Source organism: Collinsella sp. CLA-ER-H7 (genome assembly GCF_040092345.1).
GTDB lineage: Bacteria > Actinomycetota > Coriobacteriia > Coriobacteriales > Coriobacteriaceae > Collinsella.
Genome location: NZ_JBBNLT010000018.1, coordinates 1 through 25,798, shown reverse-complemented (window position 1 = coordinate 25,798; position 25,798 = coordinate 1). Strand labels below are relative to the sequence as shown.

Sequence of the window (25,798 nt, the reverse complement as noted above, 5' to 3'; positions counted from 1 at the left end):
GCGCGGGCTTCTTATGAATTGCAGACATGAAACAACCCATCACAGGAGAAAACATGCCCCAAATTAACCTCATGGAACTCGCCGAGCAGTCTTTTGGCACCTCGCTCGAGCAGCTCGACGACCGTCGCATTTACAAGCTGCTGGTCAAACTCGTGCAGGAGCGCTCCGCCGCCTGCCCGCTCAACAACGGCAAGAAAAAGCTCTATTACATTTCCGCCGAATTTTTGATCGGCAAGCTGCTCATCAACAACATGATCGACCTTGGCATCTACGACGAGGTTAAGGACCAGCTCACCGCCGCAGGCCACGACCTCAACAAGATCGAGGAGTTCGAGGTCGAGCCGTCGCTCGGCAACGGCGGCCTGGGCCGCCTGGCCGCGTGCTTCCTGGATTCCATCGCCACGCTGGGCTTGACCGGCGATGGCGTGGGCCTCAACTATCACTACGGTCTGTTCCGTCAGCGCTTTGTCGACAACCAGCAGAAGGCCGTCCCCGACGAGTGGCTCGGTGAGCAGGACATCCTAGTCGACGATGACCGCTCCTACACCGTCGAGTTCGGCGATTTTGCCGTTACTTCCAAGCTCGTCAACATCGATGTGCCCGGTTACGGCCAGCCCACCAAGAACCGCCTGCGCCTGTTCGACCTGGCAAGCGTCGACGACGGCCTGGTCCCCGGCAGCTCCATCGACTTCGACAAGACCGAGATCGCCAAGAACCTCACCTTGTTCCTCTACCCCGACGATTCCGACGAGCAGGGCCGCCTACTTCGCATCTACCAGGAATACTTCATGGTAAGCAACGCCGCCCAGCTCCTGATCGACGAGGCCATCGAGCGCGGCAGCAACCTGCACGATCTGGCCGACTACGCCGTTGTCCAGATCAACGACACGCACCCCACCATGGTCATCCCCGAGCTCATTCGCTTGCTCACCACCGAGCATGGCATCGAGTTTGACGAGGCCGTGACCATCGTACGATCCATGGTCGCCTACACTAACCACACGATTCTTGCCGAGGCGCTCGAGAAGTGGCCGCTCGCCAGCCTGCAGAAGGTCTCCCCTGCCATCGCCGACATTATCGTCAAGCTCGATGAGATCGCGAAAGCCGAGCACGATGACCCGCGCGTCGCCATCATCGACGAGCACGACACCGTCCACATGGCTCACATGGACATCCACTTTGGCTTCTCCATCAACGGCGTAGCCGCCCTCCACACCAAGATCCTGGAGGACACCGAGCTTCATCCGTTCTACGAGATCTATCCCAAGAAGTTCTCCAACAAGACCAACGGCATCACCTTCCGCCGCTGGATCCATGGGGCCAACCCCGCGCTCGCCAGCCTGCTCGACGATGTGATCGGCACCGACTGGCGCAGCACCGGCGATCTGAGCAAACTCGCCAAGTTCGCTGACGACAAGGACGTTCTTGAGCGCCTGGCCGCCACCAAGGTCGAGGCCAAAGCCATCATGCGCCAGTTCATGGCGCTCGAGCAGGGCGTGACCATTCCCTCCAACGCCATCATCGATGTCCAGGTCAAGCGCATCCACGAGTACAAGCGCCAGCAGATGCTCGCGCTCTACATCATCTGGAAGTACCTCGATATCAAGAACGGCAACAGACCTAAGCACCCCGTCACCATCATCTTTGGCGGCAAAGCGGCGCCTGCCTACACTATCGCGCAGGACATCATCCATCTGATCTTGACGCTGTCGCAGTGGATTGCAAACGACCCCGACGTGGCTCCCTACCTGCAGGTCGTCATGATCGAGAACTACAACGTCACCGCCGCCGAGCGCGTGATCCCCGCCGCTGATATCTCCGAGCAGATCAGCCTGGCCTCCAAGGAGGCGAGCGGCACCTCCAACATGAAGTTCATGCTCAACGGCGCCCTAACCCTGTGCACGCTCGACGGCGCCAACGTGGAGATTGCCGAGCTCGTGGGCGACGAGAATATCTATACCTTTGGTGCCTCGTCCAAACAGGTCGAGCAGCTCTATGCCGACGGCACCTATGACGCCGGTGTGCTCTACCGCAAGCCCGGCATTAAACTGCTGGTGGACTTCATCACCAACCCGACCTTTATGGCGACCGGCAACGTCGAGCGCCTGCAGCGCCTGCACGATGACATTAAGGGCAAGGACTGGTTTATGGCCCTGCTCGACATCGAGGAGTACATCCAGACCAAGGAGCGCGTGTTGGCCGACTACGAGGACCAGGACGCCTGGATGCGCAAGACGCTCATCAATATCGCCAACGCCGGCACCTTCTCGTCTGACCGCACGATCTCCCAGTACAACGACGAGATTTGGCACCTGAGCTAATTTCGCTTCCCTTACCCATCCTCTTGAGAAACGGAGTCGTGGCAACACGGCTCCGTTTTTTGTGCCCGCACGTTACCCTGCGACCCAACTCGGCCAAACAATCTCGATCTGTAACAACTACTCGGTAAAAACGGTCCCAGCTGTTACAGATTGAGACATACCGGCCCCTCCCCTTGGGTTTATCTCGATCTGTAACATCTAGCAGCTGAAATTCACCTTTGGTGTTACAGATTTAGATGAAATGGTTAGCTCAGCGGAACCGTCTCGATCTGTAACATCTAACGTCCGAAATCGGCCCTACCTGTTACAGATCGAGACAAACGACCGGTCAGACAGCCCCAACACAAAGAAAGGCCCCCCTCTCGCCCAGCGGACGGGAGGGGAGCCTTATATGTGACCGCGGCAAAAGGATGGCAATACCGCAGTCGCCCAAAGGAAGGGCCTGGTTGCACCGGGCCTAGATAAGGTTCTTGCCAGAGACCTTATCGAAGAGGTGGGTCGCGTTCTTCTCGAACTTGAACCAGATGGTGTCGCCAGCCTTGAGCGCGCCCTTGGCCTCGAAGTCGACGACGGGGATAATCAGGACAAACTGGCCGTCGGGAGCGGTCACGTGGACATGCTCGGTCGAGCCCATGAGCTCGGTCACCTCGACGGTACCCTGGAGCGCGCCCTCCTCGCCCTTGTCGGCAAGCAGGATCTGCTCGGGACGCACGCCGGCCGTAATCTCCTTCACGTCGCCGCCGTCCCAGTTGAGGGCAAGCTGAGCGCAAGTCTCGGGGGCGAGCGCCACGTTCATATCCTCGGTCTTGACGGTAAAGCCGTTGCCCGAGCGCACCAGCTGGGCATCGAAGAAGTTCATCTGCGGCACGCCGATGAAGCCGGCGACGAAGATGTTCGCGGGATGGTTGAAGACCTCCTGCGGCGTGGCGATCTGCTGGACAACGCCGTCCTTCATGACCACGATACGGTCACCGAGGGTCATAGCCTCGGTCTGGTCGTGAGTAACATAAATGAACGTGCCCTTGATCTCGTGGCGCAGCTTAATGAGCTCGGCACGCATCTGGTTACGAAGCTTGGCGTCCAGGTTGGACAGCGGCTCGTCCATCAGGAAGACCTTGGGGTCACGCACGATGGCGCGGCCGATAGCGACACGCTGGCGCTGGCCGCCGGAGAGCGCCTTGGGCTTACGGTCGAGGTACTCGGTAATGCCCAGAATCTCGGCAGCAGAGCGAACCTTGCGGTCGATCTCGTCCTTGGGAACCTTCTTGAGCTCGAGCGTAAATGCCATGTTCTCGTACACCGTCATATTGGGGTACAGAGCGTAGCTCTGGAACACCATGGCGATGTCGCGGTCCTTGGGCGCCACGTCGTTGACACGCTTGCCGTCGATGAGCACATCGCCCGAGGTAATGTCCTCCAGGCCGGCGACCATGCGCATCGTCGTGGACTTACCGCAGCCAGAGGGGCCAACGAGGACGACGAACTCCTGGTCGTGAACGGTGAGGTTGAAGTCCTCTACAGCGAGCACACCGTCCTCGGTAACCTTGAGGTTGTGCTTCTTCTCCTCGGTCTTCTTCTTTTTGCCAAAGAAGCCCTTCTTTTTTGACTCGTTGTTGGGATACACCTTCTGAACATGTTTGAGAACGATCTCGGCCATGTCTCTACCTTTCGATATGCGGCGCCGCGCTGAGGGGCGCCGCAGAAACTTGCAAAACAGTTACGGCATCAGCCCTTGACGGCACCTGCCACCACGCCGTCGATGATGTACTTCTGACAGAGGATGTACATGATAACGATGGGGATAACGACCATCATGATGCAGGCCATCATGGGGCCGAGCTCGACGTGGCCGTAGCCGCCGCGGAAGTACTGGATCAAGATAGGAATGGTCTTGTACTTGGTGGAGTCGAGCGTAAGGTAGGGCAGCAGATAGTCGTTCCAGACCCACATGGTCTCGAGGATGCCGACCGAAAGATAGGTGGGCTTCATGATGGGAAGGACGATCTTAAAGAACACCTGGACCGGGTTGCAGCCATCAATCATGGCCGCCTCCTCGATCTCGAGCGGGATGTTCTTTACAAAACCGGCGAACATAAAGACCGCCAGGCCCGCGCCAAAGCCGAGGTAGATAAAGCAGATGTTGAACGGCGTGTTGAAGCCGATGCGGTCCGCCAAATTGGACAGCGTGAACATGAGCATCTGGAAGGGCACGACCATCGAGAACACGAACAGGTAATAGAAGAAGTTCGAGATCTTGTTGTTGACACGAACCACGTACCAAGCGCACATGGAGCAGCACACCAAGATCAGCACGACCGACGTGACCGTGATGATGAGCGAGTACATAAATGCCGAGGCAAAGCCCTGCTCGTTAAGGGCGTGCATGTAGTTTGCGAGGCCGTTGAACGTCTCGGGCGTGAGCAGATCGAATGCCGTGGTGGTGCTGATTGCGGTCGCTTTCTTAAAAGAATTAAGCGCAATCATGAACACGGGGTAGATCCACGCGAGCGACAGGATCGTAAAGAAAATCGAGAGCGCGCGGTTGATAACCTTATCGCGTTTCATTACTGCTGCACCTCCTTGGACCTCGTGGCCTTAAGCTGGATCATGGAGATGGCCACGACCAGGATGCAGAAGATAACCGCCTTGGCCTGACCAATGCCCTGCCATGCGATACCGGCACGCGAATAGAACGTGTTGTAGATGTTCAGGGCGAGCATCTCGGTGGAGTGCGCGGGGGCGCCGCCGGTAAGGGCGAGGTTCTGGTCGAACAGCTTAAAGCCGTTGGTGATGGACAGGAACAGGCAGATGGTGATGGTCGGCATCAGGTTAGGGATCTTAACCTTCCAAAACGTCTGCCATGCCGTAGCGCCGTCGACCTTGGCGGCCTCGATGTAGTCGGACGGAATGGACTGCAGACCAGCGATGTAGATGATCATCATGTAGCCGACCTGCTGCCACAGGGTCAGGATGATAAGGCCCCAGAAGCCAGCAGCAGAGTTAAGAGCGATGAGCTGGGCGCCCACGTTGGAGAGCAGGCAGTTGATCAGAATCTGCCAAATGTAGCCCAGCACGATGCCGCCGATCAGGTTAGGCATAAAGAAGATCGTACGGAAGATGTTGGTGCCTTTGAGCGCCTTGCGGGTGAGCGCCTGCGCAATGGCCAGGGCGATCACGTTGATGAGCACCGTCGACAGGAAGGCAAACGCCACGGTAAAGAAGAACGACGTGGAGAACTGCGGATCGGACAGCGCGCGCACGTAGTTCTCGATACCGACAAAGTGCGCGTTACTAATGATAATAAACTGGCAGAACGAGAGATAGAAGCCCTGGATAAAAGGGATCACGAACCCGATCATAAACGCCAGGCACGTGGGCAGCATAAAGAGCGGCCACCAGCGCTTGAGTGCTTTGCCCATAAAAGGGTCCTTTCAATATGCAGGGGGCGGGCAAACCAACGTCTGCCCGCCCCCTGTCGCTAATCAGATAGCTTGGGCAGCAACTGCTTACTCGGAAGCGGCCTTCTCGGTCTTCCAGCCATCGACGAAGGCGTTCTTGACGCCGTCCCACTTGCTGTTATCGGCAGCGTAGGCAATCAGAGCCTGCTTGAGGTTCTTCTTCCACTCCTCGGAGGGAATGTAGACGAAGTCCCAAGCGACGGTCTTCTTGCCGTCCTTGGCCATGGCAACGGCCTGCTGCGAGAAGACGTTGGTGGTCTCCTTGGCGCTCTTGAACGGAGCGGTCAGACCCATCTTGTCGGCGATGATGCTGGTCGGGGTGTCAGCGGTGACGCACCAATACATGAAGTCCTCGGTGGCCTTCTGGGCATCCTCGGAAGCCTGGGAACTGACGCACCAGTAGTTCTCGCCGCCGGAGCACAGGCCCTGGTTCTCCTCGCCGTCAACACCGATGTAGATGGGCATCATGCCAATCTGATCGTCGGTCATGCCGGCCTTGACGAGGTCAGAGTAGGCCCAAGAGCCGTTCTGGTAGAAGACGGCCTTGCCGGTTGCGAACTCGTTGGTGGCGTCGTCGCCGGTCTTGGAAGCAAGCTGCGAAGGATCGCAGGTGGAGTCGGTGATGTACAGGTCGAAGATCTGCTTGTAGTTGTCGAGGAACTCACCCTTGATCTCGTCGTCCTCCTGGTTGTGCTCCTTCTCAAACTCGTAGTAGAGCGGCATGTTGGCAAGGTGGGTGGTGTAGCGCCAGCTGGAGGAGTCGTCCATGCCGGCGGAAGTGAAGGCACCCTCGACACCAAGCTCGTCCTTGCGGGCCTGGATGTCGTCGGCACAAGCCTTCAGCTTGTCGAAGGAGTTGATGTCCTCGGCCTTGTAGCCAGCCTTCTCGAGCAGCTGCTTGTTGTAGATGATGCCGAAGCTCTCCTGGACCCAGTCGATGCACACATCCTTGCCGTCGGACTGCAGAGCCAGGGAGTCGTCAATGAGCTCACCGCGGAGCTTGGTATCGGACAGGTCGGCGCAGTAATCCTTCCAGTTCTTAAGACCGGTGGGGCCGTTGACCTGGAACAGGGTCGGAGCGGAACTCTTGGACATCTCGGACTTGAGCTTCTCCTCGTAGGTGTTGGAGGCAGCGGTCACGATCTTGACCTCGACGCCCTTCTCCTTCTTATAGGCCTTGGCGATCTCCTTCCACTCCTTGTCGACCTCGGGCTTGAATTGGAGGAAGTAGACCTCGGCAGCGTCACCAGAAGCAGAGGAGCCGGAGCCGGCAGAACCACCGCAACCCACGAGGCCCAGACCAAGAACTGCAGCCGCGGAACCAGCAAAGCCCAGGAACTGCCTTCTGCTCATTTCGTTCTTCATTACAATCCACCCTTTCACACCGTGGCGGCACCCTTTGCCGCCGCCTTCGGAGATTGGCTCGGGGACTTTGCCCCTTTTGCTGATTTGAACGATACGCTATTTGGCTAGTTGTTTGAACAAGTATTACTAGAGCGGTAGAAAAACTTCGGTGAACGGTAATTTCAACTTGATACTTGACAAGTTTTGTATAAACAATTATTTGTTATCGAATGCAGAGAAAACGCCCGGTCAAGCCGATGTACCGTCGGTTTGACCGGGCGTTTTCTCTTTGAGGCCATGAGTCTCGTCAGGCTGCGAGCTAGCCGGCTATCGCTTGGAATTGACGCGGTAATGGAAGATCTCGGGGTGTGTGCGAGTGTGCGTCACCTCAAACAAGATGCCATCCGAGGTGTACGACTGACTCTCCATGACGGCAACGCAGTTGTATTTGCCGAGGTCAAGATAGCTGCAGTCCTCATCGTTGGCGAGCTCGACACTCACCGTACGACGGCTCGCCATCACTTTGACACCGCGCTTGTGCTCCAGATAGCCGTAAATAGAATCTGCCGCGATCTCGGGAGTCAGGCCCTTGGCGATCGACGCCAAAAAATAGCCATGGTCCACTTGGCGCGCGTTGCCGTTGAGGCTTCGGACACGCACTACGCGAATCAACTCCTCGCCCACCTTAAAGCCCAGGTGACGAGAGAGTTGCTCGGTGCAAACCAGATGTTCGAAAGACTTAACGTCCGTCGATGCAACGGCATTGTTGCGCTTTGCAAACTCGCCAAACGACTCAACCTCTTCGAGTGCGCCCAACATGTCGGTTTCGCCCTTAAGCCAAATAACGCGCACGCCCTTGCCGTGTATGGGCTGCACAAACATCCCGTCGGCCAGCATACCCAAGGCGCGACGGACGGTATTGCGAGTGCATCCGAACTCCGCGGTCAGCTCGGCTTCGGTTGGCAGCATCTCCTGAAACGCATAGGTCCCATTAATGATGCGCGAGCGTATTTCTCGGTAGATTCCTTCGTATATCGCTTTTGGCATTGTTTCACCTCTACATTATTCATTTCCGGCTAGGCACGATAGCATTTCTTAAAGTTGTTTAAACCGAATATCGGTAAAGCGACAGGATTTAACCGTTGACGGTTTTTGTCATGCCCAAATCGGTTTCGCTCAAAACTGCCGGTACGACAATCGTCTGGTCCTCTACAATGAATCCATTGTTTAAACGTTTCCCCACGCGCAACGCGCCTCGATATTCGGAAGGCAGAACATGCTGCAAAAAATCCAACGCTTTGGCGGGGCAATGTTCGCGCCCGCCATGCTGTTTTCTATATCAGGCCTCATGGTCGGCGTCTCCGCTCTCGCAACGACTGCGGACATCGTCGGCGATCTCGCCGTATACGGAACCCCTTGGTACGTTTTCTGGGCTATCATCCAGCGCGGCTCGTGGACGGTCTTTAAACGCCTCCCGCTCCTTTTTGCCGTAGCGCTGCCCATCGGTCTTGCCCAAAAACAACCGGCTCGTTGCTGCCTCGAGGCTCTCGTCGCCTATTTTGCCTACTGCTTCTTTTTGAGCGAGATCATTAAGCTGAGCGGAGACAACCTTGGACTTGAGTACCCGTCATCTTTGACCTCCGCCAGCGGTATCACCGTCATCGACGGCATCAAGACGCTCGACACCGGCATTATCGGCCCGCTGGCGGTATCGGCAACCGTCGTTGCCATCCATGACCGCTTCTACGATGCCAAGGTTCCCGATTGGCTCGGCACCTTCTCGGGTTCCTCGCTGGTCTACCTCATCAGCTTTTTTGCCGTGTTTGCCCTTGCTGCTATCTCGGCCGCCATCGTGCCCTACGTATACGATGTAACCGATACGCTGCGTCACGCGCTTGCAGGCGTCGGTCCCTTTGGCGTGGGCATCTTTGTCTTTTTAGAACGAGCACTCGAGCCCTTTGGCCTGCACCACCTGCTCTACATGCCGATCTACTACGACAACCTGGTCATTAACGACGGCATCTACGCCACGTGGAGCAGTTTGCTCCCCATCCTCTCCCATAGCACGCGCCCCCTTAATGAGCTTGCGCCGTGGGCCGGTTTTACCGCCACCGGCTGGGTCAAGCTCTTTGGCCTTCCTGCCATCGCAGCTGCGTTCTACTCCACCGCAAAACCCGAGCGCCGCGCCGGCCTCAGGGTCATCCTTGTTCCCGCCATCATCGCCTCGGTGGTTTGCGGCGTTACCGAGCCACTCGAGTTTCTCTTTATGTTCACCCACCCCGGGCTCTTTTTGCTCTACGCCGTCTTATCGTCTTGCCTTGCCACAACCATGAATCTCTTTGGCATCGTCGGCATCTTCTCGGGCGGCCTGATGGAGATGGCAGCCTTCAACTTTATTCCGCTCATGCGCACGCATGCCGGTGCCTATCTTTTGGCGCTCGGTATCGGCCTTGCCTTTAGCCTCATCTTTTTTGTTAGTTTTCGAGCACTCATCTTGGTCTATGACCTTAAGACACCGGGCCGCGAGGATCATGTTGCCAATCGCGCGGCAATCGATTGTTTAACGGGAAGCGACTTTGCCAAAGAGCAATCCCCCAATGACGAGGTCGATAGTCGATCCGATCAAGATCACGTCCTCGCTGAGCGGGTAATTCAGCTTTTAGGTGGCGTTGGCAATATCGTGGGCGCAACCAACTGCGCCACGCGCCTGCGCGTCGAGGTCGCAGACCCTTCCATCGTTGCAGATAACGCGTCGTTTGTCGCGGTGGGCGCCAAGGGCCTCATCATTACGGGCAAGACCGCCCAGGTGGTCATCGGCATCTCCGTTCCCCGCGTTAAAGAGCATTTTGACCAGATCATGGGCCTCGAGCCGGAATTTGTGCCCACCACCTCGGCCTCCCCTGCCGCCAGCGCAGCCCATAAGCGCGGCGCTATTTGCTTCTTCGATATCGACGGAACGCTCGCCTGGCAAGACCCCAGGCTCGCCCAAGACCTTCCCGAAGACGAGCGGGACCTCTCCCCCTATCCCAACGAGGCGGTTTCGCAGGCAATCCGCGAGTTTGTCGCCAACGGCAACATGGCCTTTATCTGCACGGGACGCACCCTGAGCTGCATCCACCCCAAACTTCTTGAGCTGCCTTGGACCGGCATCGTCTGTCTTGCGGGCGGTTACGCCGAGATCAACGGACACGCAATTCGCGATCTGTCGATGACGCCCAGTATGCTGCAGCGTCTTGCCCCCTACCTTGAGCAATCGGGCGAGGTCATCCGCTTTGAGGGCCTCAACGGCGTCGTGCGCATGAGTGCCGATGCGCCCGATGCTCCCGGATACGCGCGCACCCTGGGCGACGCAGTCACGCAGCTGCAACATTACAGTGTCTACAAGATCTTGATGTCTACATCGCTCGCCAACCACATCGCTCAAGATAAGGCACTTGAGCCGCTGCTGTGCTTTAATGAGCTCGAACTCGAGGTAACCGAAATCTCGCCCCGCGAATGCACGAAGCGCGGGGGCATCCAGTCTGTACTCGACGCCCTCGACCCCCACCACGGAACCGTATACGGCATTGGCGACGCCAGCAATGACGTCTCACTGATGAACGCCGTCGATGTCGGCATTGCGATGGGCAACGCGCCGGACTATCTCAAGGATAAGGCCGATTACGTGACCGACACCGTCGATCATGACGGTGTCGTTGCGGCGCTCGAGCATTTTAGGCTGATTTAGGCGCGCTCCATCAAACGCACGCCTGTTGTCCTAAATCGCCAAAACTGCCGCGCCAAACGCCCTGATGTGGCAATATGTTGTCTGCATATTGCACCAATGCAACCTCAGAAAGAATGCGAGAACCCGTGTCCAGTCCGTTTACCAGCTTTTTAGCCCAGCACTTTGACCAGATTAACGACTATCTGGCCACGTTCTTTGACGGACAGGCGACCTCTGCCGATATCGAGCGCTACCTGTACGCGCCGCTCTCGGCTTTTACGGCCAACGCCGGCAAGCGCCACCGCCCGCTTATCTGCATGCTCGCCGCAACCGCAGTGGGCGGTAGCTTTGAGAGCGCCCGCAGCGCCGCGGCAGCTATCGAGCATTTCCAGTCGGGCGCGCTGATCCACGACGACATCGCCGACAACGGACAGCTTCGTCGAGGCAAACCCTGCATGCACCTTACCGAGGGCACGGGCCTTGCCATCAATTGTGGCGACCTGGCGCTCACCATGGTCACCAAGACGGTTCTCGACGACCCCACGCTGGAGTCCGACGTGAAGCTGCGTGTGCTCCACGAGCTTACCGAGATGATCGTCCGCACCATCGAGGGTCAAGCGCTCGACCTGGGTTGGGTCCGTGACGGGCGCTTTGATATCTCGGTTGATGACTACCTGGACATGGCGACGCACAAGACCGCGTTTTACAGCGGAGCCACGCCGCTTGCCGCCGGAGCCATTATCGGCGGCGGCAGCGATGAGCAAATCGAAGCGCTGCGCGCCTTTGGCCTGCACACGGGCCTTGCCTTTCAGATTCAGGACGACCTGCTCAACCTTGTCGGCACTAAGGAAGCCGCCAACAAGGACTTCCGCACCGACATCACCGAGGGCAAGCGCACGCTTGTCGCCGTACACGCCCTCTCTGATGAGCGCCACCACGACGAGGTCGAGGCGATTCTTTCCTCGGGCACCGATGATCCCGCGCAGCTCGCACGCGCCGTGGAGATCTTCCAGGAGACCGGCTCCATCGATTACGCCCACACTTACGCGCTCGACCTGACCGCTAAGGCCAAAGCGGCCATCGAGAACGTTGAGCTTGATCCGCACGCACGCGAGCTGTTCCTCTCCATGGCAGATTTCTTTGTGGAGCGCCTTAACTAACGGGGGTTATAAAACCTGTCAGCAGCGTATTTAGGCACAACTTGCTACACTGTTGAGTGAATGTTTATGCATCCCTTTGCGTTGTCTATCCGACAGACGCTCAAATAGTACGAATGGTACGCCGAAAGGGGTTCGTTCATGGAACCTATTACAACGGGCATGCAAGGAGCAGCCGTCGAAGACGTGCAGTCTCGTCTCCTGCAGCTCGGCTACACGATTGATGCCGCCGAAGTCACCGACAAGTACTTTGGAGCCACCACTGAGCAGGCCGTCAGCACCTTCAGGCTCGACAGCGGCCTTGCTGCCGGTCATGCCGTCGATATCCCCTGCTGGAGCGCCCTTGTAGACGCTTCGTATAAGCTGGGCGACCGCACTCTCTATCTGCGCATGCCCAATTTCCATGGCGCCGATGTGCAGGCCCTGCAGCGCGCTCTCAACGTTTTGGGCTTTGCCTGTGGCGAAGACGACGGCTACTTTGGTCCGCATACCGAGGCCGCCCTGCAGCAGTTCCAGGAAAATGTCGGCCTGTTTGCCGACGGCATGGCCTTCCAGGACACCTACGCCTACATCAACCGCCTGCACCATGTGTGGGAGGGCAAGCCCTCGGTCACCGAAGCCGAGTCCCGTATCGGTTTTGCTCGCGCCGCCAACGTGCTCGAGCGCTTCCAGATTGCCGTTATCGGCGAGGACCCCATCGCACGCAGCGTTGCGTCGCGCATGTGGAATATCGCCACGGCAACGACCGACAACAGCGGCATGATGCTCTGTGACTCCGAGGTCCCAACCGACGTTGACCTGGTGCTCGAAATCGCAAGCGACGAGCTGCCCGCCGACGCCGCACCGCGCGCCACGATTGCCCTCGCCGAGTGCCACAACCTGGCCCAGCGCATCCGCACCGCCAATGTCGCCGCGCAGCAGAAGCCGGCTCGCATTCGCATTGAGCTCACGGGCATGACGCGCTACAACGGCACCTTCACGGCCAGCGACGCGCAGACACTCGCCGTACGCCTGCTCGATGGCGTTTGCGATGCCCTCGCAGATTAGGTAAACTAAACGAGTTGCTTTTGGGCAACACCACACATTGGGACGTAGTTCAACGGTAGAACTCCGGTTTTTGGTGCCGGCTGTTGGGGGTTCGAATCCCTCCGTCCCAGCCATTAAAATTGAGCGCCCTGAGCCCATAACGGCCCAGGGCGCTTTCTTGTGGGCAAGCGGAGGGATTCGAGAACCCGCAAGGGTGCGGAGCTGAGGAAACGCGAAGCGTTTTCCAGCGCAGCACGCAAGGAGCGAAGCGACGCAGCGGGGCGCGGCCGCCGAAAAGGCGGACGCGGAATCCCTCCGTCCCACAGCCGGCACTTGGAGACGTTCCTAAAGTGCCGGCACTAAAGGAACGTCTCCAAGTGCCGGCCTCCCAAAAATCTACCTTTAAAAGACAGGCGCCCCAAGCCCATAAGGACCAAGAGCGCCTTTCATCTAGAAAATATCAGCCCAGTTCCGAAAAGCGACCCGCATGCGACAACCAAGTAGCCGCAGGCCCCGGGAGAGTGGGGACACCGGCTTAGGTTTATCGCGAGTTCCGCACGAACAGGAGGCCACTTAATGTGGCCTCCGTCGTGAGCAGGACTGTAGAGCAGGAAACCTAAGCCGGTGTCCCCACTCTCCCGGGGCCGAACGCCCTAGTTGTTGAGCATGCGGTCGAAGCTTCCCGAGTCGCCATCCCGATAGTCTGCGGTCATCAGAATCTCCTGCGGAATGCGCCCGCCCTCGCGCAGCACGTTGCGGAACTGCACGCGCGTAACCATGGGCAGATCCTTGATCGTCGCTGCCAGGTTCTGCGGCACACCCTGGTTGGCAGCCGCGGGCTCGCACTCTCCGCCGGCCTTCACGCGACGCTTATGCTCGGCGAGCATGGCGCGGTACATGCCGGCATGCAGGCGAATCTCAACCACATTGGCATTGCGAGCCTGCTCGACGATGCGCGCGCCCTCGCGATCGATATCGCCCACGTAGTAGACGTAGTTAAAGCGATAGCCAATCTCGGCCAGATAATCATCCAGTGCGTGCGAGACGCTCGCTTTGCAGCCGCCGCCAAAAATCACGCCGCCCACCTTGATGCCAAAGAGCTTGGCGTGCTTGCGGCCACGCAGCAGCTTGACGATCTCGTCGTAGGTGTCCAGGTTCTCGACCATAATGAACGGCTTGTCGGCTCCCAGCGTAAAGAAGCCCGTAAAGTGCACGGGGCGATTGGGGGCGACCTTGATCGCCTGCATGCTGATGCCCTTTTCGGTCATACGCCTGATCAGGCGCTCACCGTGCTTGCCGTCAAAAGCCTTCTCGTCGTTAAAGATCTGGTAGGCACGCTGGCGGCGCGAGGCAACCGGCGTATCGGCACCTCGGTTCTGCTCGATCCAAGCCTGGATGATTGCGATTTCCTCGGCAATCTTGCGGTTGGACATCTCGTTGTGCTGAGTGCGCTGCGGAGCCTTTTTGCCGTCCTTGCCCTCGACCTTTACGATCTGTGTCTGCTGCTCCTTGATCTTGGAGAGCGCCATAGGCGTGGGGACAACCTTGAGCAGCTGCCTGCCTAAAACGCGGGCAAGGGCAAACGCCGAGACCTCGCCGTGGGCGGCCGACTCGGGCTGCTGGGCAGCAGTATCTACTGCGGCAGACTCCGGCTTCTTCTGAGACTTGCGCTTAGAATCGCCTTGGGAATTGCGCTCGCGCTTCGGCATAGACGCCTGCTTCTGCGGACGATCGGACTTGCTCTCCTTCGCTGACTGGCGCTTAGGCTGCCCCGAAGAAACCTCGGCCTTCGCATCCTCGTTCTGCGGCGTGGTCTTCTCGGTTGCAGTCTCGGCATGGGAACTGCGGCCTCCACGATGGCGACGGCGGCGAGGCTTGCTCGACGCGCTCTGCTCCGTCTGCTCATCAGTAGGCTGCTGGCCCTTGGCCTCGGCATCAACCTCAAGCTGCGGCTCAACAGGCTTTTGCTCGCGAGCCACCGGCTCAACGGCCTTCTCGTCCTGGGTGGTCGAAACCGACTCGCCCTTCTCCTGACGCTTTACGGGATACGCACGTCCCGCAAAACCGCGGCCGGGACGACACGAACCCGGAGCCTTCTTGGCAGACTCCTCAACATCGTCTGCAACCTCAGAAGACTCTTCAACCTCACGCGCGGCATCCTGCGCTGCAGCCTTAAAGTGAGCACCGCGACGACGCTTGGGCTCTTGGGCCTCCACGGGCTTTTGCTCCTTCGTGGGCTTCTGCGACTCGGCAGCAACCTCGGTCTCAACAGCCTCGGCATCCGTCTCGCCCTTTCGAGCAACGGCGCGACGGAAGCGCTCCTGCTGGGCGCGGCGCTGTGCATCGCGCTTGCCGCCCCCGCCAAAACCGCCGCGTCCTGCCTTGGCCGTAAAGGCACGCACGACGTTCTCATCGAGCAACTCATCGGTATCGACATGCTCACGCGGAGCAGCTTCTTCCACAGCAGGCACGTCAGCGGAATCCTCGACGACAAAATCCTCGACGGACTCGGCAGGCTGCTCCTGGGCATCGCGGATCTCGGCATTGATGGTATAGAACGCCGGGCGCCCGTTAATGCCGCTACCCTCGATCTTGGTCACGATATTTGCCGCGATAAGCTCATCGCGCATCGCCTTGGTGTCACATTCCTTATCGACGGAGCGGAAAATTTGCGCCAGCGCGCTCGACTTGATCTTGAGCGCCTTGCGGCAAAGCAGGTCGTAGGCAACCAGCTTGGCACGCTCAGTAGAAAGCGATGTCTGGCTGCTCAGACGCTCAGCCAGGGCATCGACATTATTTTGGTTATCGGAATATACCGTCTTGGCCACGGGGCCCCTTTCATATGCACACATATACGTCTATATGGTACAACGCGCGCCCTTATCCACGCAAAACATCTGCGAGAGCACTCGAGCGTCACCCGCTTTTGCATGAAAAAAGACCGAGCCCGCGAAGTCGCGGACCCGGTCTTTCCGAGTCAAATGGATGGGAGATTCAACCCGTCCGACCGACTAGGCCTTGGCGGCCTCGGCGTCAGCGGGAGCCTCGGCGGCAGCGGCGCGACCGTACTCGGCCTTGCCCATCTCGGACCACTCGGGCTCCTCATCAGGCATGGAGCCAGCCTCCTTGCCGAAGAACTCCTTGAGGCAGTTGACGGCGACGATGAGGCCCAGGACCATCAGCAGGACGGCAAAGACGAGCTGCAGGCCCTTGGTGGCGGCGACGGAGACGGCGGCCGTGGTGGCGGTAGCCGGGATGGTGCCGAAGAAGCCGTAAGCCTGGACGGCGGCCATGCAGCCCATGGCGCTCTGGACCAGCGAGGTGAAGGTGCAGCAGAGCAGGAAGGCGACGGGCACGTAGAGCATCCAACCCTTGCGGCCGGTGCACTTGCAGAACACGGCGAGGGTGATCATGGTCATGCCGCCGAGCAGCTGGTTGGAAGCACCAAAGAGCGGCCAGATGTTGGCATAGCCACCAAAAGCGAGGGCGAGACCGGGAAGCAGGGTGACGACCGTGGCGAACCAGGGGTTGCCGAGGACCTTCATGTAGCCGGCCTTGGACTCGATGGCCAGGGCGTCGTTGGTCTGGGCAAAGAACTCGGAGAACGAGGTGCGGGCGATGCGGGCGACGGCGTCGAGCGAGGTCAGGGCCAGAGCGGAGACGTTCATGGTCATGAAGACGGTAGCGAGCGTGCCGTCAACACCGAAGGCCTGCATACCGCGGGAGATGCCAGCGGCGAAGATCTGGAACGGGGTGGAAGCGACACCGGCGTTGAGGGCGCCGGTACCGGCGGTGTTCATATCGGAGAACATGATGCCGGCAACGATGATGGCAAGGATGCCGACGAAGGACTCGACGATCATTGCGCCGTAACCGACCTTGACGGCGTCCTGCTCCTTCTCGACCTGCTTGGAAGAGGTGCCGGAAGAAACGAGGCTGTGGAAACCGGAGAGAGCACCGCAAGCGACGGAGACGAACAGGACCGGGAACATCATGCCGGAGGCAGTGGAGAAGCCGGTGAAGACCGGAGCGGTGATAGTGGCCTGACCGTTGACGCCCAGGACGACGATGCCGAGGACAGCGCAGACGATCATGACGATCATCATGATGGAAGTGAGGTAGTCACGCGGGGTCTTGAGCATCTGGATGGGCATAGCGCCAGCGAAGACCAGGTAGACCATGACGACGGCGAACCACTGGAATTTATCCAGGTAAACCGGGAACTGCATACCGACGGCGAACATGAGAACCATGAGGACCACGCCGGTGACGAACTCGGCAGCGCCGGTGAGGTTGAACTTCTTCTGGGCCCAACCAAAGGCGATAGCGACGAAGGTGAACAGGATGGAGATGGTACCAGCGCAGCCGGCGGCATAGGACTTGGTGAAGTCGATGGCACCGGTAGCAGCACCAGAAGCGTCAACGGCCGGGGTGAACATGAACGTCTTGCAGACCATGTCGGTAAAGGCGGCGATGACGATGATGCAGAACAGCCAGCAGAACAGCAGGAACAGGCGACGGCCGGTCTTGCCGATATACTTCTCGATGAGTTGAGCGAGTGACTTGCCGTTGTTCTTCATCGAAGCGTACAGGGCACCAAAGTCGTGGACGGCGCCAAAGAAGATGCCGCCGACGAGGACCCAGAGCACGACGGGCAGCCAGCCAAAGGCCATGGCGACGATCGTACCCGTGACAGGGCCAGCACCGCAGATCGAGCTGAACTGGTGCGAAAACGCAGTGAAGGCGGAGACGGGCGAGAAGCTGTTGCCGTCCTTCATGCGCTTGGCCGGCGTGAGGGCCTCTTTGTCAACGCCCCACTTGTTGGCCAGCCAGCGGCCGTAGCCCAGATAGCCGCAGGCGAGCACCGCCGCGGCCACAACCATGAGCAAAACTCCGTTCATTACATTTCCTCCTCTAAAAAGAACTTCCCAGACATAAAAAATGAGGGCCGTCGGTTGCGCTCGACGGCCCTCATCTTTATCAGCCGCCCGTTATCGTACGGGCTAGCTGTATGTGCTAACCCGCATCAGATAATTACTACGCTGATAATGTTTAGCTGATGCGTGAACATGTCTAAGAAATCCTCTTCAATCATGATGTGAACGATCCGTGCGTGTTCACATCCCCCAGTGGTTGAGAAGGAGTATGAAACTTTAGTTACCTAAAGTCAACGCAAATATGTAATGAATTTTCAACTTTTTTGATTTTCTCGGTATAAAACGCCACTGACCTAGGACTTTACCCGACAAAAGTTTTTGCATGAGAGATGCCCCTGAGAGCCGCGGGAGCCGGGCGGCGCATATGAACTTTCCTGCTCTACAGTCCTGCGCAAGACGGAAAGCACATTAAGTGCTTTCCTTTGCGTGCGGAACTCGCGATAAAGTTCATATGCGCCGCCCGGCTCCCGCGGCTCTCAGGGGCTCCCATCCCAAATGCGGAGCAAAGCTCCGCACACCATCTTTTTCTTTCAGCTAAAGCACGCCGGAAATTCGACGCAGCTGGCTAACCTTGCCGGACGTTGTCGACGCCAATCCGGCTCAGAAGCCGCATCGATACAGAAAGGTCCCCGGCGCTGCCCGGGCGCCAGCGGCCGCATATGAACTTTATCGCGAGTTCCGCACGAACAGGAGGCCACTTAATGTGGCCTCCGTCGTGAGCAGGACTGTAGAGCAGGAAAGTTCATATGCGGCCGCTGGCGCCCGGGCAGCGCCGGGGACCGCGCCGTACCAGCTACAGCGTCATGTTTGGATCGGCGTCGACGTCGAACGGTGAGATTTCACCTCGGTCGAATTTACGGCGGGCGACCTCCGCGATCATGGCTGCGTTATCGGTACAGGCAGACAAGGGCGGCACCGTTACGCGAATCCCCTGACGTCCAAGCTTCTTGATCATCATCTCGCGCAGATGCGGGTTGGCCGAGACGCCGCCACCGATGCAGTATTCCTTGCATCCGGTAGCGTGCAATGCGTTTTTGGCCTTCTTGTACTGCACGTCAAAGACAGCTGCCTCAAACGAAGCTGCCAGATCGGGCAGGTGAATCGTGCGCCCGGCCTTGGTCTCCTGTTCAATGTAGAGCGTCACAGCGGTTTTAAGGCCCGAAAGCGAGAAGCGATAGTCTCCTCTGCTGTTAAGCGCACGGGGGAAATCGATCGCCTTGGGGTTGCCCGTCTCGGCCAGCTTGGAAATGATGGGGCCACCGGGATAGCCCAGACCCAATGCCTTGGCTACCTTGTCGAAGGCCTCGCCCACAGCGTCGTCGAGCGTCTCACCGAGCACCTCGTAGTCGCCCCACGCCTTCACGTGCACGAGCATGGTGTGCCCACCCGAGACAAGCGTGAAGATAAACGGCGGTTTGAGGTCGGGTTGCGCCAGCAGGTTGGCAAACAGATGACCCTCAAGATGATTGACGCACACGAGCGGCTTGCCGGCAGCGTAGGCAAAGCCCTTGGCAAAGGCGACGCCAACCACGAGCGCGCCCACCAGGCCCGGACCCTGTGTCACGCCCACGGCGGCAAGCTCGCTGGGAGCAATGGCTCCACCCTCAAGGCCAAGCGATGCTGCGGCATCCTCGAGCGCCGCATCCACGACACTCACAATCACCTCAACGTGTTTGCGCGAGGCGATCTCGGGCACCACGCCGCCAAAGCGGGCATGAAAATCAATCTGTGTCGACACCTGGTTGGCCAGCATATTGCCATCCGCATCGATAATCGCCACGGCCGTCTCGTCGCAGGAACTCTCGATAGCGAGCACTAGGCGGCGGCGCTCAATTTCGGCACGCTCCCCCTCGGAGCGCCCAGGCGCAGGCAGCGGCCATACGCGCTGCTCTGCCGCCGTCGGCTCGGGCGAAGCATTGTCGACCGGAAGCACCAGGGGCAGCGGAGCCGTCATGACGATGGCATCCTTGCCGGCACCATAGTAGCCGCGGCGCCGTCCTGCCTCGGTAAAGCCCAGAGCGTTATAAAGCGCGATCGCTCCCTCGTTGCCGTCCTCGACCTCGAGCGAAGCCGTGGTGCAGCCGAGCATCTGGGCATCATAGCTCACGTGCGACAGAAGCTTGCGGGCGATACCCTCACGGCGATGAGTCGGATCGACGGCAACGTCCATAATCTGCACGTCCCCGTCGACGACCATGCCGCCGGCAAGACCCAGCAACTGACCGTCGTCGTGCGCCACCCACCAGCTACGCGGAGCGGCAACGTCCTCGCCCAGCTCGGACAAGAACATGCCCGGCGTCCACGCCTCGTGTCCGGCGCCTTCAAAGCAGGCGGTCTCCAGTGCGCTCGCGCCCTCGGCATCCGCCGCGCCCATGGGGCGGAATTGCAGATGACGCCCAGCGAGCTCGTCGGCAACACCTGTCACCTCACTCTGCGCGCTCTCGGCAAGGCCCAGGCGCTTGCGCTCGTTTTCCTCGGCATCCGAAAGGCGCGTGTAAATCGGCAGGACGCGAGCCGGATCGCCGTCACCCGCAGCGTGCGCGAGCAGCAAGCCCTCGCCCGAAGGCCACCACAGGTCGCGCTCCACGCAGCGGGCGGTCTCGTCCTCACCCAGCAGCTTGCCATAGCGCACGAGACCGTCACCGGTCAGCTGAACCTGGTCCCAGTCCGCTGCTCGGCGCCACTCATCGAGCGCCACGGCGGCCTTGACCACATGTTCGCGCTCAAATTGACGCTCGGGACCCTCATCGACCAGCATATACAGCGCCGGATATACCTCACCGCGCATAGCATCGGCCAAGATACCAAGCTTGCCGCGCACGCCAGCCTTCCACGCCGTCCAAGCGCAAGCGTCGAGCGTCGACACGCCCAGCAGCGGAACATTGGCACCGCACGCGAGGCCCTTGGCAGTGGAGATGCCGATGCGCACACCCGTAAACGACCCCGGGCCGCGGCCGACCACGTAGTAACCAACATCGCTGCGATCCAGACCGGCTTGAGCCAGCACGCCATCAACGGTATTCACGAGCTCAACGTTGGCGTGACGGCGACACATGTGGTCGCCACTCACGAGCTTCGTCTCGCCCGTCTGCCCATCAATCCAGCTTGCCGCGCAGGCAAGCATGTCGGTCGAGGTATCGAGCGCCACCACCAGCGCGTTGTCGTTATGCAAGCTCATCTTGTACAGCCTTATCAATCAAATGGGAAAGCTCCATTGCGCGGTCACCGTGCGCCTCGAGCGTTATCGTTCGCACATCGCTGTCGCCCTCATCACGCTTGAGCGTCACCGAAAGATACTCATCCGTCAGCTCGTCCTGGAATTGTTCGCCCCATTCCAGCAGGCAAGCACCCTCATAGCCCAGCACATCGAAAATGCCCGTATCCTCGAGCTCGTAGGCATGCTCCAGGCGGTATAGATCAAAGTGAAACAGTGGAATACGACCTTGATCGTGAACGGCCATGAGCGCAAACGTAGGACTCGTAACCATATGCCCATCGCCCAGCCCGCGCGAGACGCCCTTGGTAAAGTGAGTTTTGCCCACTCCCAGGCCACCGGTCAGGATGAGCACATCGCCGTCCTCAAGGCACGGTGCAATTAGCTCGCCAAAGTACTCCGTATCGGCAGCGCAAGTCGTTTTGTAAGTACCTACCCCCAGGCGCTCCAGGGACATATATGCTCCTTATTATTCCGAGGCGTCCTCTGGTGCGGGATGTCGCTCCAGATAATCGCCCAGCATCTTAAAGTCTTCCTCCAGCAGCTCCTGCCACGCCGGATTGCGCAGCGCTGCCGCCGGATGAAAAGTGGGCATTACTACAAAATGCCCCATCTGGTGGAACCTGCCGCGCAGCTTAGTAATGCCAATCTCGGTCTTAAGCACAAAGTGCGTCGCGGGGTTGCCGAGCGTCACGATAATATCAGGCCAGATGCTTCGAATCTGCTCACGCAAAAACGGCGAGCAAGCCAGCACTTCCTCGGGACGCGGATTGCGGTTTCCCGGCGGGCGGCACTTAAGCACGTTGGCAATGTAGACGTCTTCGCGTTTGAGCCCCGCCAGCGACAAAATGCCGTTGAGGTCCTCGCCTGCCGCCCCCACAAAGGGCTCGCCCTGCAAATCCTCATTGCGGCCCGGCGCCTCACCAATAAACATCACGCGAGCGCGGGGGTTTCCCACGCCAAACACGATATTGTGACGCGACTGGTAGAGCTGGCAGAGGTGACAATCGCCCAGAACGGCCTCAATTTCCTCGAGTGCGACCTCACGTGGTGCCTGATGGGTATGGCCGGGGATGTGCATGACGCCCATAGCGGCTCCTACACGTAGACCTTGTCGAGACGCATGCCAAAGCCACAGGCGACCTCGTAGTTAATCGTTCCGCGCAGTCGGGCCATCTCGTCCATAGTGATCTCGGCATCGCCATCGCGGCCGACAATGATCATCTCGTCACCATACTCGGCCTCGGGAATCTCGTGTGCCGGGTTGGACTGAATGGCGACCATAAACTGGTCCATGCAGATATTGCCAACCTGATGCACGCGCTCGCCGCGATACAGCACATCCATACGATTGGAAAGCGTACGCGATAGGCCGTCGGCATAACCGATCGGCAGCGTGCAGATCTGAACGCGCGTACGCGGTACGCGGTAGGTAAAACCGTAGCCCACGCCCTCACCCATCGCAGGGTGCGCCACGCGCGTCACACGCGCATGGACGCTCATAACGGGATCAAGCTGCATCACGCGGCCACTCAGCTCGCACGGCTGCATGCCATACAAGCCAACGCCGGCGCGGATCATATCAAAATGCATCGAGGGGTCGAGCATCGAGGACGGCGTGTTGGCGCAGTGCACGATACCGCACTCAAAACCCGCATCCTTAATGGCCTGAACGGCCTCGGTAAAGCGCTGACACTGCAGCTTGTAGTCCCAGCCCGAAGGTTCATCGGCCGTGGCGAAGTGCGTAAATACGCCGTCGCACTGAATGCCGCGATGGAAACTAATGCCGCGCACAAAGTCGAGCACCTGCGTATAGTGAACGCCGATACGATTCATGCCCGTCTCGATGGCCAGATGGTATTTGCCCACCTTGCCCGCCGCAACGGCGCACTCGCCATACGCAAGAGCAAAGTCAGACGTATAGACCGAGGGCATGATATCGAACTCGAGCAACGTCGGAATAGCCTCGATAGGCGGCTCGCTCAGGATGAGGATGGGTTTCGTAATCCCGCCCTGTCGGAGCTCAACACCCTCGCTAACCGTCGCCACGGCAAACATGTCGGCCCCGGCCGAATACATAATCTTGGCGCACTCAACAGCTCCATGACCATAAGCGTCGGCTTTAACCACACAGCACAGGCGCTGACGCGGATTCAGCAAATTCTTATAGGCCCTCGTGTTGCGGCGGAGCGCCCCGCGGTCAATCTCAACCCAGGACCAACGCGTCAAATCGGCTTTATTCATAATTAGTCATCCGACCCTTCGTCCGTGATTCCCAGATCATCAAGCGCATCCTTTGCCGCCAACTCCATGGCCGGACCGATCAAGTCGATAAGATCGGTCGCGATAACGCTCTTCTCACCATACTCCGTCGCCGCGGCAAAACCGGCGTAGCTGTGAAGTGCGACGGCGTACGAATACAGCAACTCCCAACGATCCATCTCGTCGCGCATGGTGGCAAGCGTGCCGGCCAAAATACCCGCGAGAACATCACCCGAACCGGCAGTTGCTAGAGAAGCCGGACCCGAGAGCGGCAGCAACACACGCTCAACGCCACAGATAGCCGTCGTCGGCCCCTTGGCAATGACCACCAGATTGTCGGAGCCTGCAGCCCAGACAACCTTCTGCGCGGCTGCAATCGCGGTACCAAGGTCGTTCACCTCGTCACCGGCGACCAGACGCGAAAGCTCACGATAGTGCGGCGTCATAACCAGCGGCTGCTCGCGACGATACATCTCGGGGTTACTATCAATACCGTCAATGGCAATCTTAGCAAGGCAGTTGAGTGCATCGGCGTCCAAAATAAGCGGTACATCAAGCTCGAGCAAGCCCGAAACCACCTGCATAGCGCCGGCAGACGTCGTCATACCGGGACCGCACAGTACGCAGCTGTACTTCTTTGCAATCTCGCACACCGTCATACGCGCAGCGGCGCCAAAGGAGCCGCGGGAATCAGACGGAATAGCAAAAACGGGAATCGAAGGAAGTGCCATGCGAATAAGATTAGCGCAGGCGTCAGGAGCCGCGACTGCCACGTAACCAGCACCCGCGCGAGCTGCAGACTTGGCCGCCATAATGGCAGCACCAGGATATTGCGCAGATCCGGCGACAATAAGCACAGAGCCACGGGAATACTTATCGATATTCGTAGGTAGTGGAGCAAAGTAATCAACTAAGTCGCCGGGCTCGACAATCTCGGCGGCGTGGTCGACATCATCGATGACCTCGTCAAGACGGTCGTAAAGATTGCCGCAGATCAAATCGCCAGCATACTCAGGGCCATCAGCGCTATACAGACCAATCTTGGGCGCAATCATCGTCACCGTATGCTCAGCACGAATGCAGTCGTCATCAACAACGCCCGTCTCGGCATTCAGGCCCGAGGGGACATCAATGGATACGACACAATCGGCGCATTCATTGACCGTAGGAATCCAGATGGAGAACGGCGCACGCAGATTCCCGTGGAAACCGGTACCAAAAATGGCATCGACAACAACATCGGCCTTATCGATCAAAACCTCGAGTTCGTCACGCGAGGGGCCAACGCAAACGTGCACATCGCGGCCGGCTGTACGACGAGCAACATGACGTGCCAGAGCAGCAGGAATCTCATCCGGCTCAACCGGAGAAACGATATCCACGTCCACACTCTTATGGCTCAGGATGTCGGCGGCAACCCAACCGTCGCCGCCATTATTACCAAAACCGACCAGAACGAGAACCCGATCGGGATTGAGCTTCAAGACCTCGTTGGCGGCAAACTCACCCGCTAGCTCCATAAGCTCGGCCTTCGAAGTCCCTTCGCGTTCGATGATATCCTCGAGACGAACGACTTCTTCGGTACTCAAAACCGGTTTCATCTATGCTCCTAGCGTATCTTGCGAAGCATCGCCCAGGTGCTCCGTCAATGCCGAATTCTGAAGCTGCTCAAGCTCATCTAAAACAGAGCGAGCCTCTTTAAATGTCTGCGCTACGCGTTTCTTGGTGCTCACCTTTTCCTCTTTTGGCTTAGGCCGAGCATCTTCGGTAATAGCGATGGCATTCGCAACGGCTAAGTCTCCTGTAATCGTAATGGAAAGAGCGACCTCAACAACACCCAGCTCTTGAGCGATCTCGAGAGCACGGCCCGAAAGCAGCACCTTCGGTTTGCCGAGTTTATCACGCGTAACCGAAACATCCTTGCGACCAACGCCTTGACTAAAACCCGTGCCGAGAGCTTTAAGTACCGCCTCGCGCGAAGCAAAGCGGCTGGCATAGTGAGCAGCGGGACGCGATGATGCATCACAATACGCACGCTCTTCTTCGGTAAACACACGCCGAGCAAACGACGGCGTCTTTTCAAGAATTGATTTCATACGGGAAATCTCGACGATATCAACGCCGATACCAGCTTCAGCCATGTTCACCTCCATATCGCACAGACTAAGTTATTGTAGCCCGTTCACAGAAGATGCGACAAACGAGGGTTATAAAACACAGCTACTATGTGAGACAAAAGCCCGCAAACGCAAAAAGGGGGAGGCCGCGAGGCCTCCCCCTTCTCAGTTCAAGCGTACGGCTCGGTGCCGTCCACCGGTCAGCGGCGCCCTGGCCTCCCACGGGCTGACCCCGCAGTACTCTCGGCGCGATGGG

At 58.7% G+C, this 25,798-nt stretch carries 17 protein-coding genes and 1 tRNA gene; 5 read left to right on the top strand and 13 right to left on the bottom strand.

Going from position 1 to position 25,798, the window contains the following annotated elements; all coding sequences use genetic code 11:
- The first annotated feature begins 53 nt into the window (after nucleotides 1-53).
- Nucleotides 54-2,321 carry a glycogen/starch/alpha-glucan family phosphorylase gene (gene glgP / locus AAAX75_RS09465; protein ID WP_349091986.1) on the top strand — a complete coding sequence of 756 codons (2,268 nt, stop codon included), beginning with the start codon at nucleotides 54-56 and terminating at the stop codon, nucleotides 2,319-2,321.
- Nucleotides 2,322-2,778: 457 nt separating this feature from the next.
- On the opposite strand, the gene ugpC is transcribed toward glgP, so the two are convergent.
- The 5 genes from ugpC to AAAX75_RS09440 all read right to left on the bottom strand — a co-directional run bounded on the left by ugpC (nucleotide 2,779) and on the right by AAAX75_RS09440 (nucleotide 8,170).
- On the bottom strand, nucleotides 2,779-3,978 hold the full coding sequence (gene ugpC, locus AAAX75_RS09460) for a sn-glycerol-3-phosphate ABC transporter ATP-binding protein UgpC (protein ID WP_349091985.1): 1,200 nt from the start codon (nucleotides 3,976-3,978) through the stop codon (nucleotides 2,779-2,781).
- 68 nt (nucleotides 3,979-4,046) lie between these two features.
- Nucleotides 4,047-4,886, bottom strand: coding sequence for a carbohydrate ABC transporter permease (locus AAAX75_RS09455; RefSeq protein WP_022095055.1), 840 nt, complete (start codon nucleotides 4,884-4,886; stop codon nucleotides 4,047-4,049).
- Nucleotides 4,886-5,740 carry a sugar ABC transporter permease gene (locus AAAX75_RS09450; RefSeq protein ID WP_006235864.1) on the bottom strand — a complete coding sequence of 285 codons (855 nt, stop codon included), beginning with the start codon at nucleotides 5,738-5,740 and terminating at the stop codon, nucleotides 4,886-4,888. Before AAAX75_RS09450 ends, AAAX75_RS09455 begins: the two co-directional genes overlap by 1 nt.
- An 87-nt stretch (nucleotides 5,741-5,827) precedes the next feature.
- Nucleotides 5,828-7,144, bottom strand: coding sequence for an ABC transporter substrate-binding protein (locus AAAX75_RS09445; RefSeq protein WP_006235863.1), 1,317 nt, complete (start codon nucleotides 7,142-7,144; stop codon nucleotides 5,828-5,830).
- A 306-nt stretch (nucleotides 7,145-7,450) separates the two neighbouring features.
- On the bottom strand, nucleotides 7,451-8,170 hold the full coding sequence (locus AAAX75_RS09440) for a GntR family transcriptional regulator (RefSeq protein ID WP_035137765.1): 720 nt from the start codon (nucleotides 8,168-8,170) through the stop codon (nucleotides 7,451-7,453).
- 229 nt (nucleotides 8,171-8,399) lie between these two features.
- Here AAAX75_RS09440 and AAAX75_RS09435 point away from each other — a divergent pair, with 229 nt between their 5' ends.
- The 4 genes from AAAX75_RS09435 (at nucleotide 8,400) to AAAX75_RS09420 (ending at nucleotide 13,146) form a co-directional block, all read left to right on the top strand.
- Nucleotides 8,400-10,850, top strand: a complete 2,451-nt coding sequence (locus AAAX75_RS09435) for a PTS transporter subunit EIIC (RefSeq protein ID WP_349091983.1) — start codon at nucleotides 8,400-8,402, stop codon at nucleotides 10,848-10,850.
- Nucleotides 10,851-10,975: 125 nt separating this feature from the next.
- Nucleotides 10,976-11,989, top strand: a complete 1,014-nt coding sequence (locus AAAX75_RS09430) for a polyprenyl synthetase family protein (RefSeq protein ID WP_260699342.1) — start codon at nucleotides 10,976-10,978, stop codon at nucleotides 11,987-11,989.
- A gap of 138 nt (nucleotides 11,990-12,127) precedes the next feature.
- Nucleotides 12,128-13,033: a peptidoglycan-binding protein gene (locus AAAX75_RS09425; RefSeq protein WP_022094145.1), complete on the top strand. Its 906-nt coding sequence runs from the start codon at nucleotides 12,128-12,130 to the stop codon at nucleotides 13,031-13,033.
- A gap of 38 nt (nucleotides 13,034-13,071) precedes the next feature.
- Nucleotides 13,072-13,146: transfer RNA gene (locus AAAX75_RS09420), tRNA-Gln, on the top strand.
- 519 nt (nucleotides 13,147-13,665) lie between these two features.
- Here the strand turns inward: AAAX75_RS09420 and AAAX75_RS09415 are convergent.
- From AAAX75_RS09415 to acpS, 8 genes are all read right to left on the bottom strand, one after another.
- Nucleotides 13,666-15,840 (bottom strand): hypothetical protein, encoded by a 2,175-nt coding sequence (locus AAAX75_RS09415; RefSeq protein ID WP_349091982.1) that lies wholly within the window; start codon nucleotides 15,838-15,840, stop codon nucleotides 13,666-13,668.
- A 183-nt stretch (nucleotides 15,841-16,023) separates the two neighbouring features.
- Nucleotides 16,024-17,913: a carbon starvation protein A gene (locus AAAX75_RS09410; RefSeq protein ID WP_196033790.1), complete on the bottom strand. Its 1,890-nt coding sequence runs from the start codon at nucleotides 17,911-17,913 to the stop codon at nucleotides 16,024-16,026.
- Nucleotides 17,914-18,742: 829 nt separating this feature from the next.
- On the bottom strand, nucleotides 18,743-21,127 hold the full coding sequence (gene tsaD, locus AAAX75_RS09405; protein WP_349091981.1) for a tRNA (adenosine(37)-N6)-threonylcarbamoyltransferase complex transferase subunit TsaD: 2,385 nt from the start codon (nucleotides 21,125-21,127) through the stop codon (nucleotides 18,743-18,745).
- The gene (gene tsaE, locus AAAX75_RS09400; RefSeq protein WP_006235849.1) at nucleotides 21,114-21,620 is read right to left on the bottom strand and encodes a tRNA (adenosine(37)-N6)-threonylcarbamoyltransferase complex ATPase subunit type 1 TsaE; all 507 of its coding nucleotides are present in this window, start codon (nucleotides 21,618-21,620) and stop codon (nucleotides 21,114-21,116) included. Before tsaE ends, tsaD begins: the two co-directional genes overlap by 14 nt.
- A gap of 12 nt (nucleotides 21,621-21,632) precedes the next feature.
- Nucleotides 21,633-22,253 (bottom strand): uracil-DNA glycosylase, encoded by a 621-nt coding sequence (locus AAAX75_RS09395; protein WP_006235848.1) that lies wholly within the window; start codon nucleotides 22,251-22,253, stop codon nucleotides 21,633-21,635.
- A gap of 8 nt (nucleotides 22,254-22,261) precedes the next feature.
- Nucleotides 22,262-23,407: an alanine racemase gene (gene alr / locus AAAX75_RS09390; RefSeq protein ID WP_349091980.1), complete on the bottom strand. Its 1,146-nt coding sequence runs from the start codon at nucleotides 23,405-23,407 to the stop codon at nucleotides 22,262-22,264.
- Between the two features lie 2 nt (nucleotides 23,408-23,409).
- Nucleotides 23,410-25,026, bottom strand: coding sequence for an NAD(P)H-hydrate dehydratase (locus AAAX75_RS09385; RefSeq protein ID WP_349091979.1), 1,617 nt, complete (start codon nucleotides 25,024-25,026; stop codon nucleotides 23,410-23,412).
- Nucleotides 25,027-25,566, bottom strand: a complete 540-nt coding sequence (gene acpS, locus AAAX75_RS09380) for a holo-ACP synthase (RefSeq protein WP_349091978.1) — start codon at nucleotides 25,564-25,566, stop codon at nucleotides 25,027-25,029. It lies immediately after the preceding gene.
- Between the last annotated feature and the right edge of the window lie 232 nt (nucleotides 25,567-25,798).

Bases quoted from the DNA above. Each gene is read 5' to 3' on its own strand.
- glgP (WP_349091986.1), top strand. From the start codon at position 54: ATGCCCCAAATTAACCTCATGGAACTCGCCGAGCAGTCTTTTGGCACC.
- ugpC (WP_349091985.1), bottom strand. From the start codon at position 3,978: ATGGCCGAGATCGTTCTCAAACATGTTCAGAAGGTGTATCCCAACAAC.
- AAAX75_RS09455 (WP_022095055.1), bottom strand. From the start codon at position 4,886: ATGAAACGCGATAAGGTTATCAACCGCGCGCTCTCGATTTTCTTTACG.
- AAAX75_RS09450 (WP_006235864.1), bottom strand. From the start codon at position 5,740: ATGGGCAAAGCACTCAAGCGCTGGTGGCCGCTCTTTATGCTGCCCACG.
- AAAX75_RS09445 (WP_006235863.1), bottom strand. From the start codon at position 7,144: ATGAAGAACGAAATGAGCAGAAGGCAGTTCCTGGGCTTTGCTGGTTCC.
- AAAX75_RS09440 (WP_035137765.1), bottom strand. From the start codon at position 8,170: ATGCCAAAAGCGATATACGAAGGAATCTACCGAGAAATACGCTCGCGC.
- AAAX75_RS09435 (WP_349091983.1), top strand. From the start codon at position 8,400: ATGCTGCAAAAAATCCAACGCTTTGGCGGGGCAATGTTCGCGCCCGCC.
- AAAX75_RS09425 (WP_022094145.1), top strand. From the start codon at position 12,128: ATGGAACCTATTACAACGGGCATGCAAGGAGCAGCCGTCGAAGACGTG.
- AAAX75_RS09410 (WP_196033790.1), bottom strand. From the start codon at position 17,913: ATGAACGGAGTTTTGCTCATGGTTGTGGCCGCGGCGGTGCTCGCCTGC.
- tsaD (WP_349091981.1), bottom strand. From the start codon at position 21,127: ATGAGCTTGCATAACGACAACGCGCTGGTGGTGGCGCTCGATACCTCG.
- tsaE (WP_006235849.1), bottom strand. From the start codon at position 21,620: ATGTCCCTGGAGCGCCTGGGGGTAGGTACTTACAAAACGACTTGCGCT.
- AAAX75_RS09395 (WP_006235848.1), bottom strand. From the start codon at position 22,253: ATGGGCGTCATGCACATCCCCGGCCATACCCATCAGGCACCACGTGAG.
- alr (WP_349091980.1), bottom strand. From the start codon at position 23,407: ATGAATAAAGCCGATTTGACGCGTTGGTCCTGGGTTGAGATTGACCGC.
- AAAX75_RS09385 (WP_349091979.1), bottom strand. From the start codon at position 25,026: ATGAAACCGGTTTTGAGTACCGAAGAAGTCGTTCGTCTCGAGGATATC.
- acpS (WP_349091978.1), bottom strand. From the start codon at position 25,566: ATGGCTGAAGCTGGTATCGGCGTTGATATCGTCGAGATTTCCCGTATG.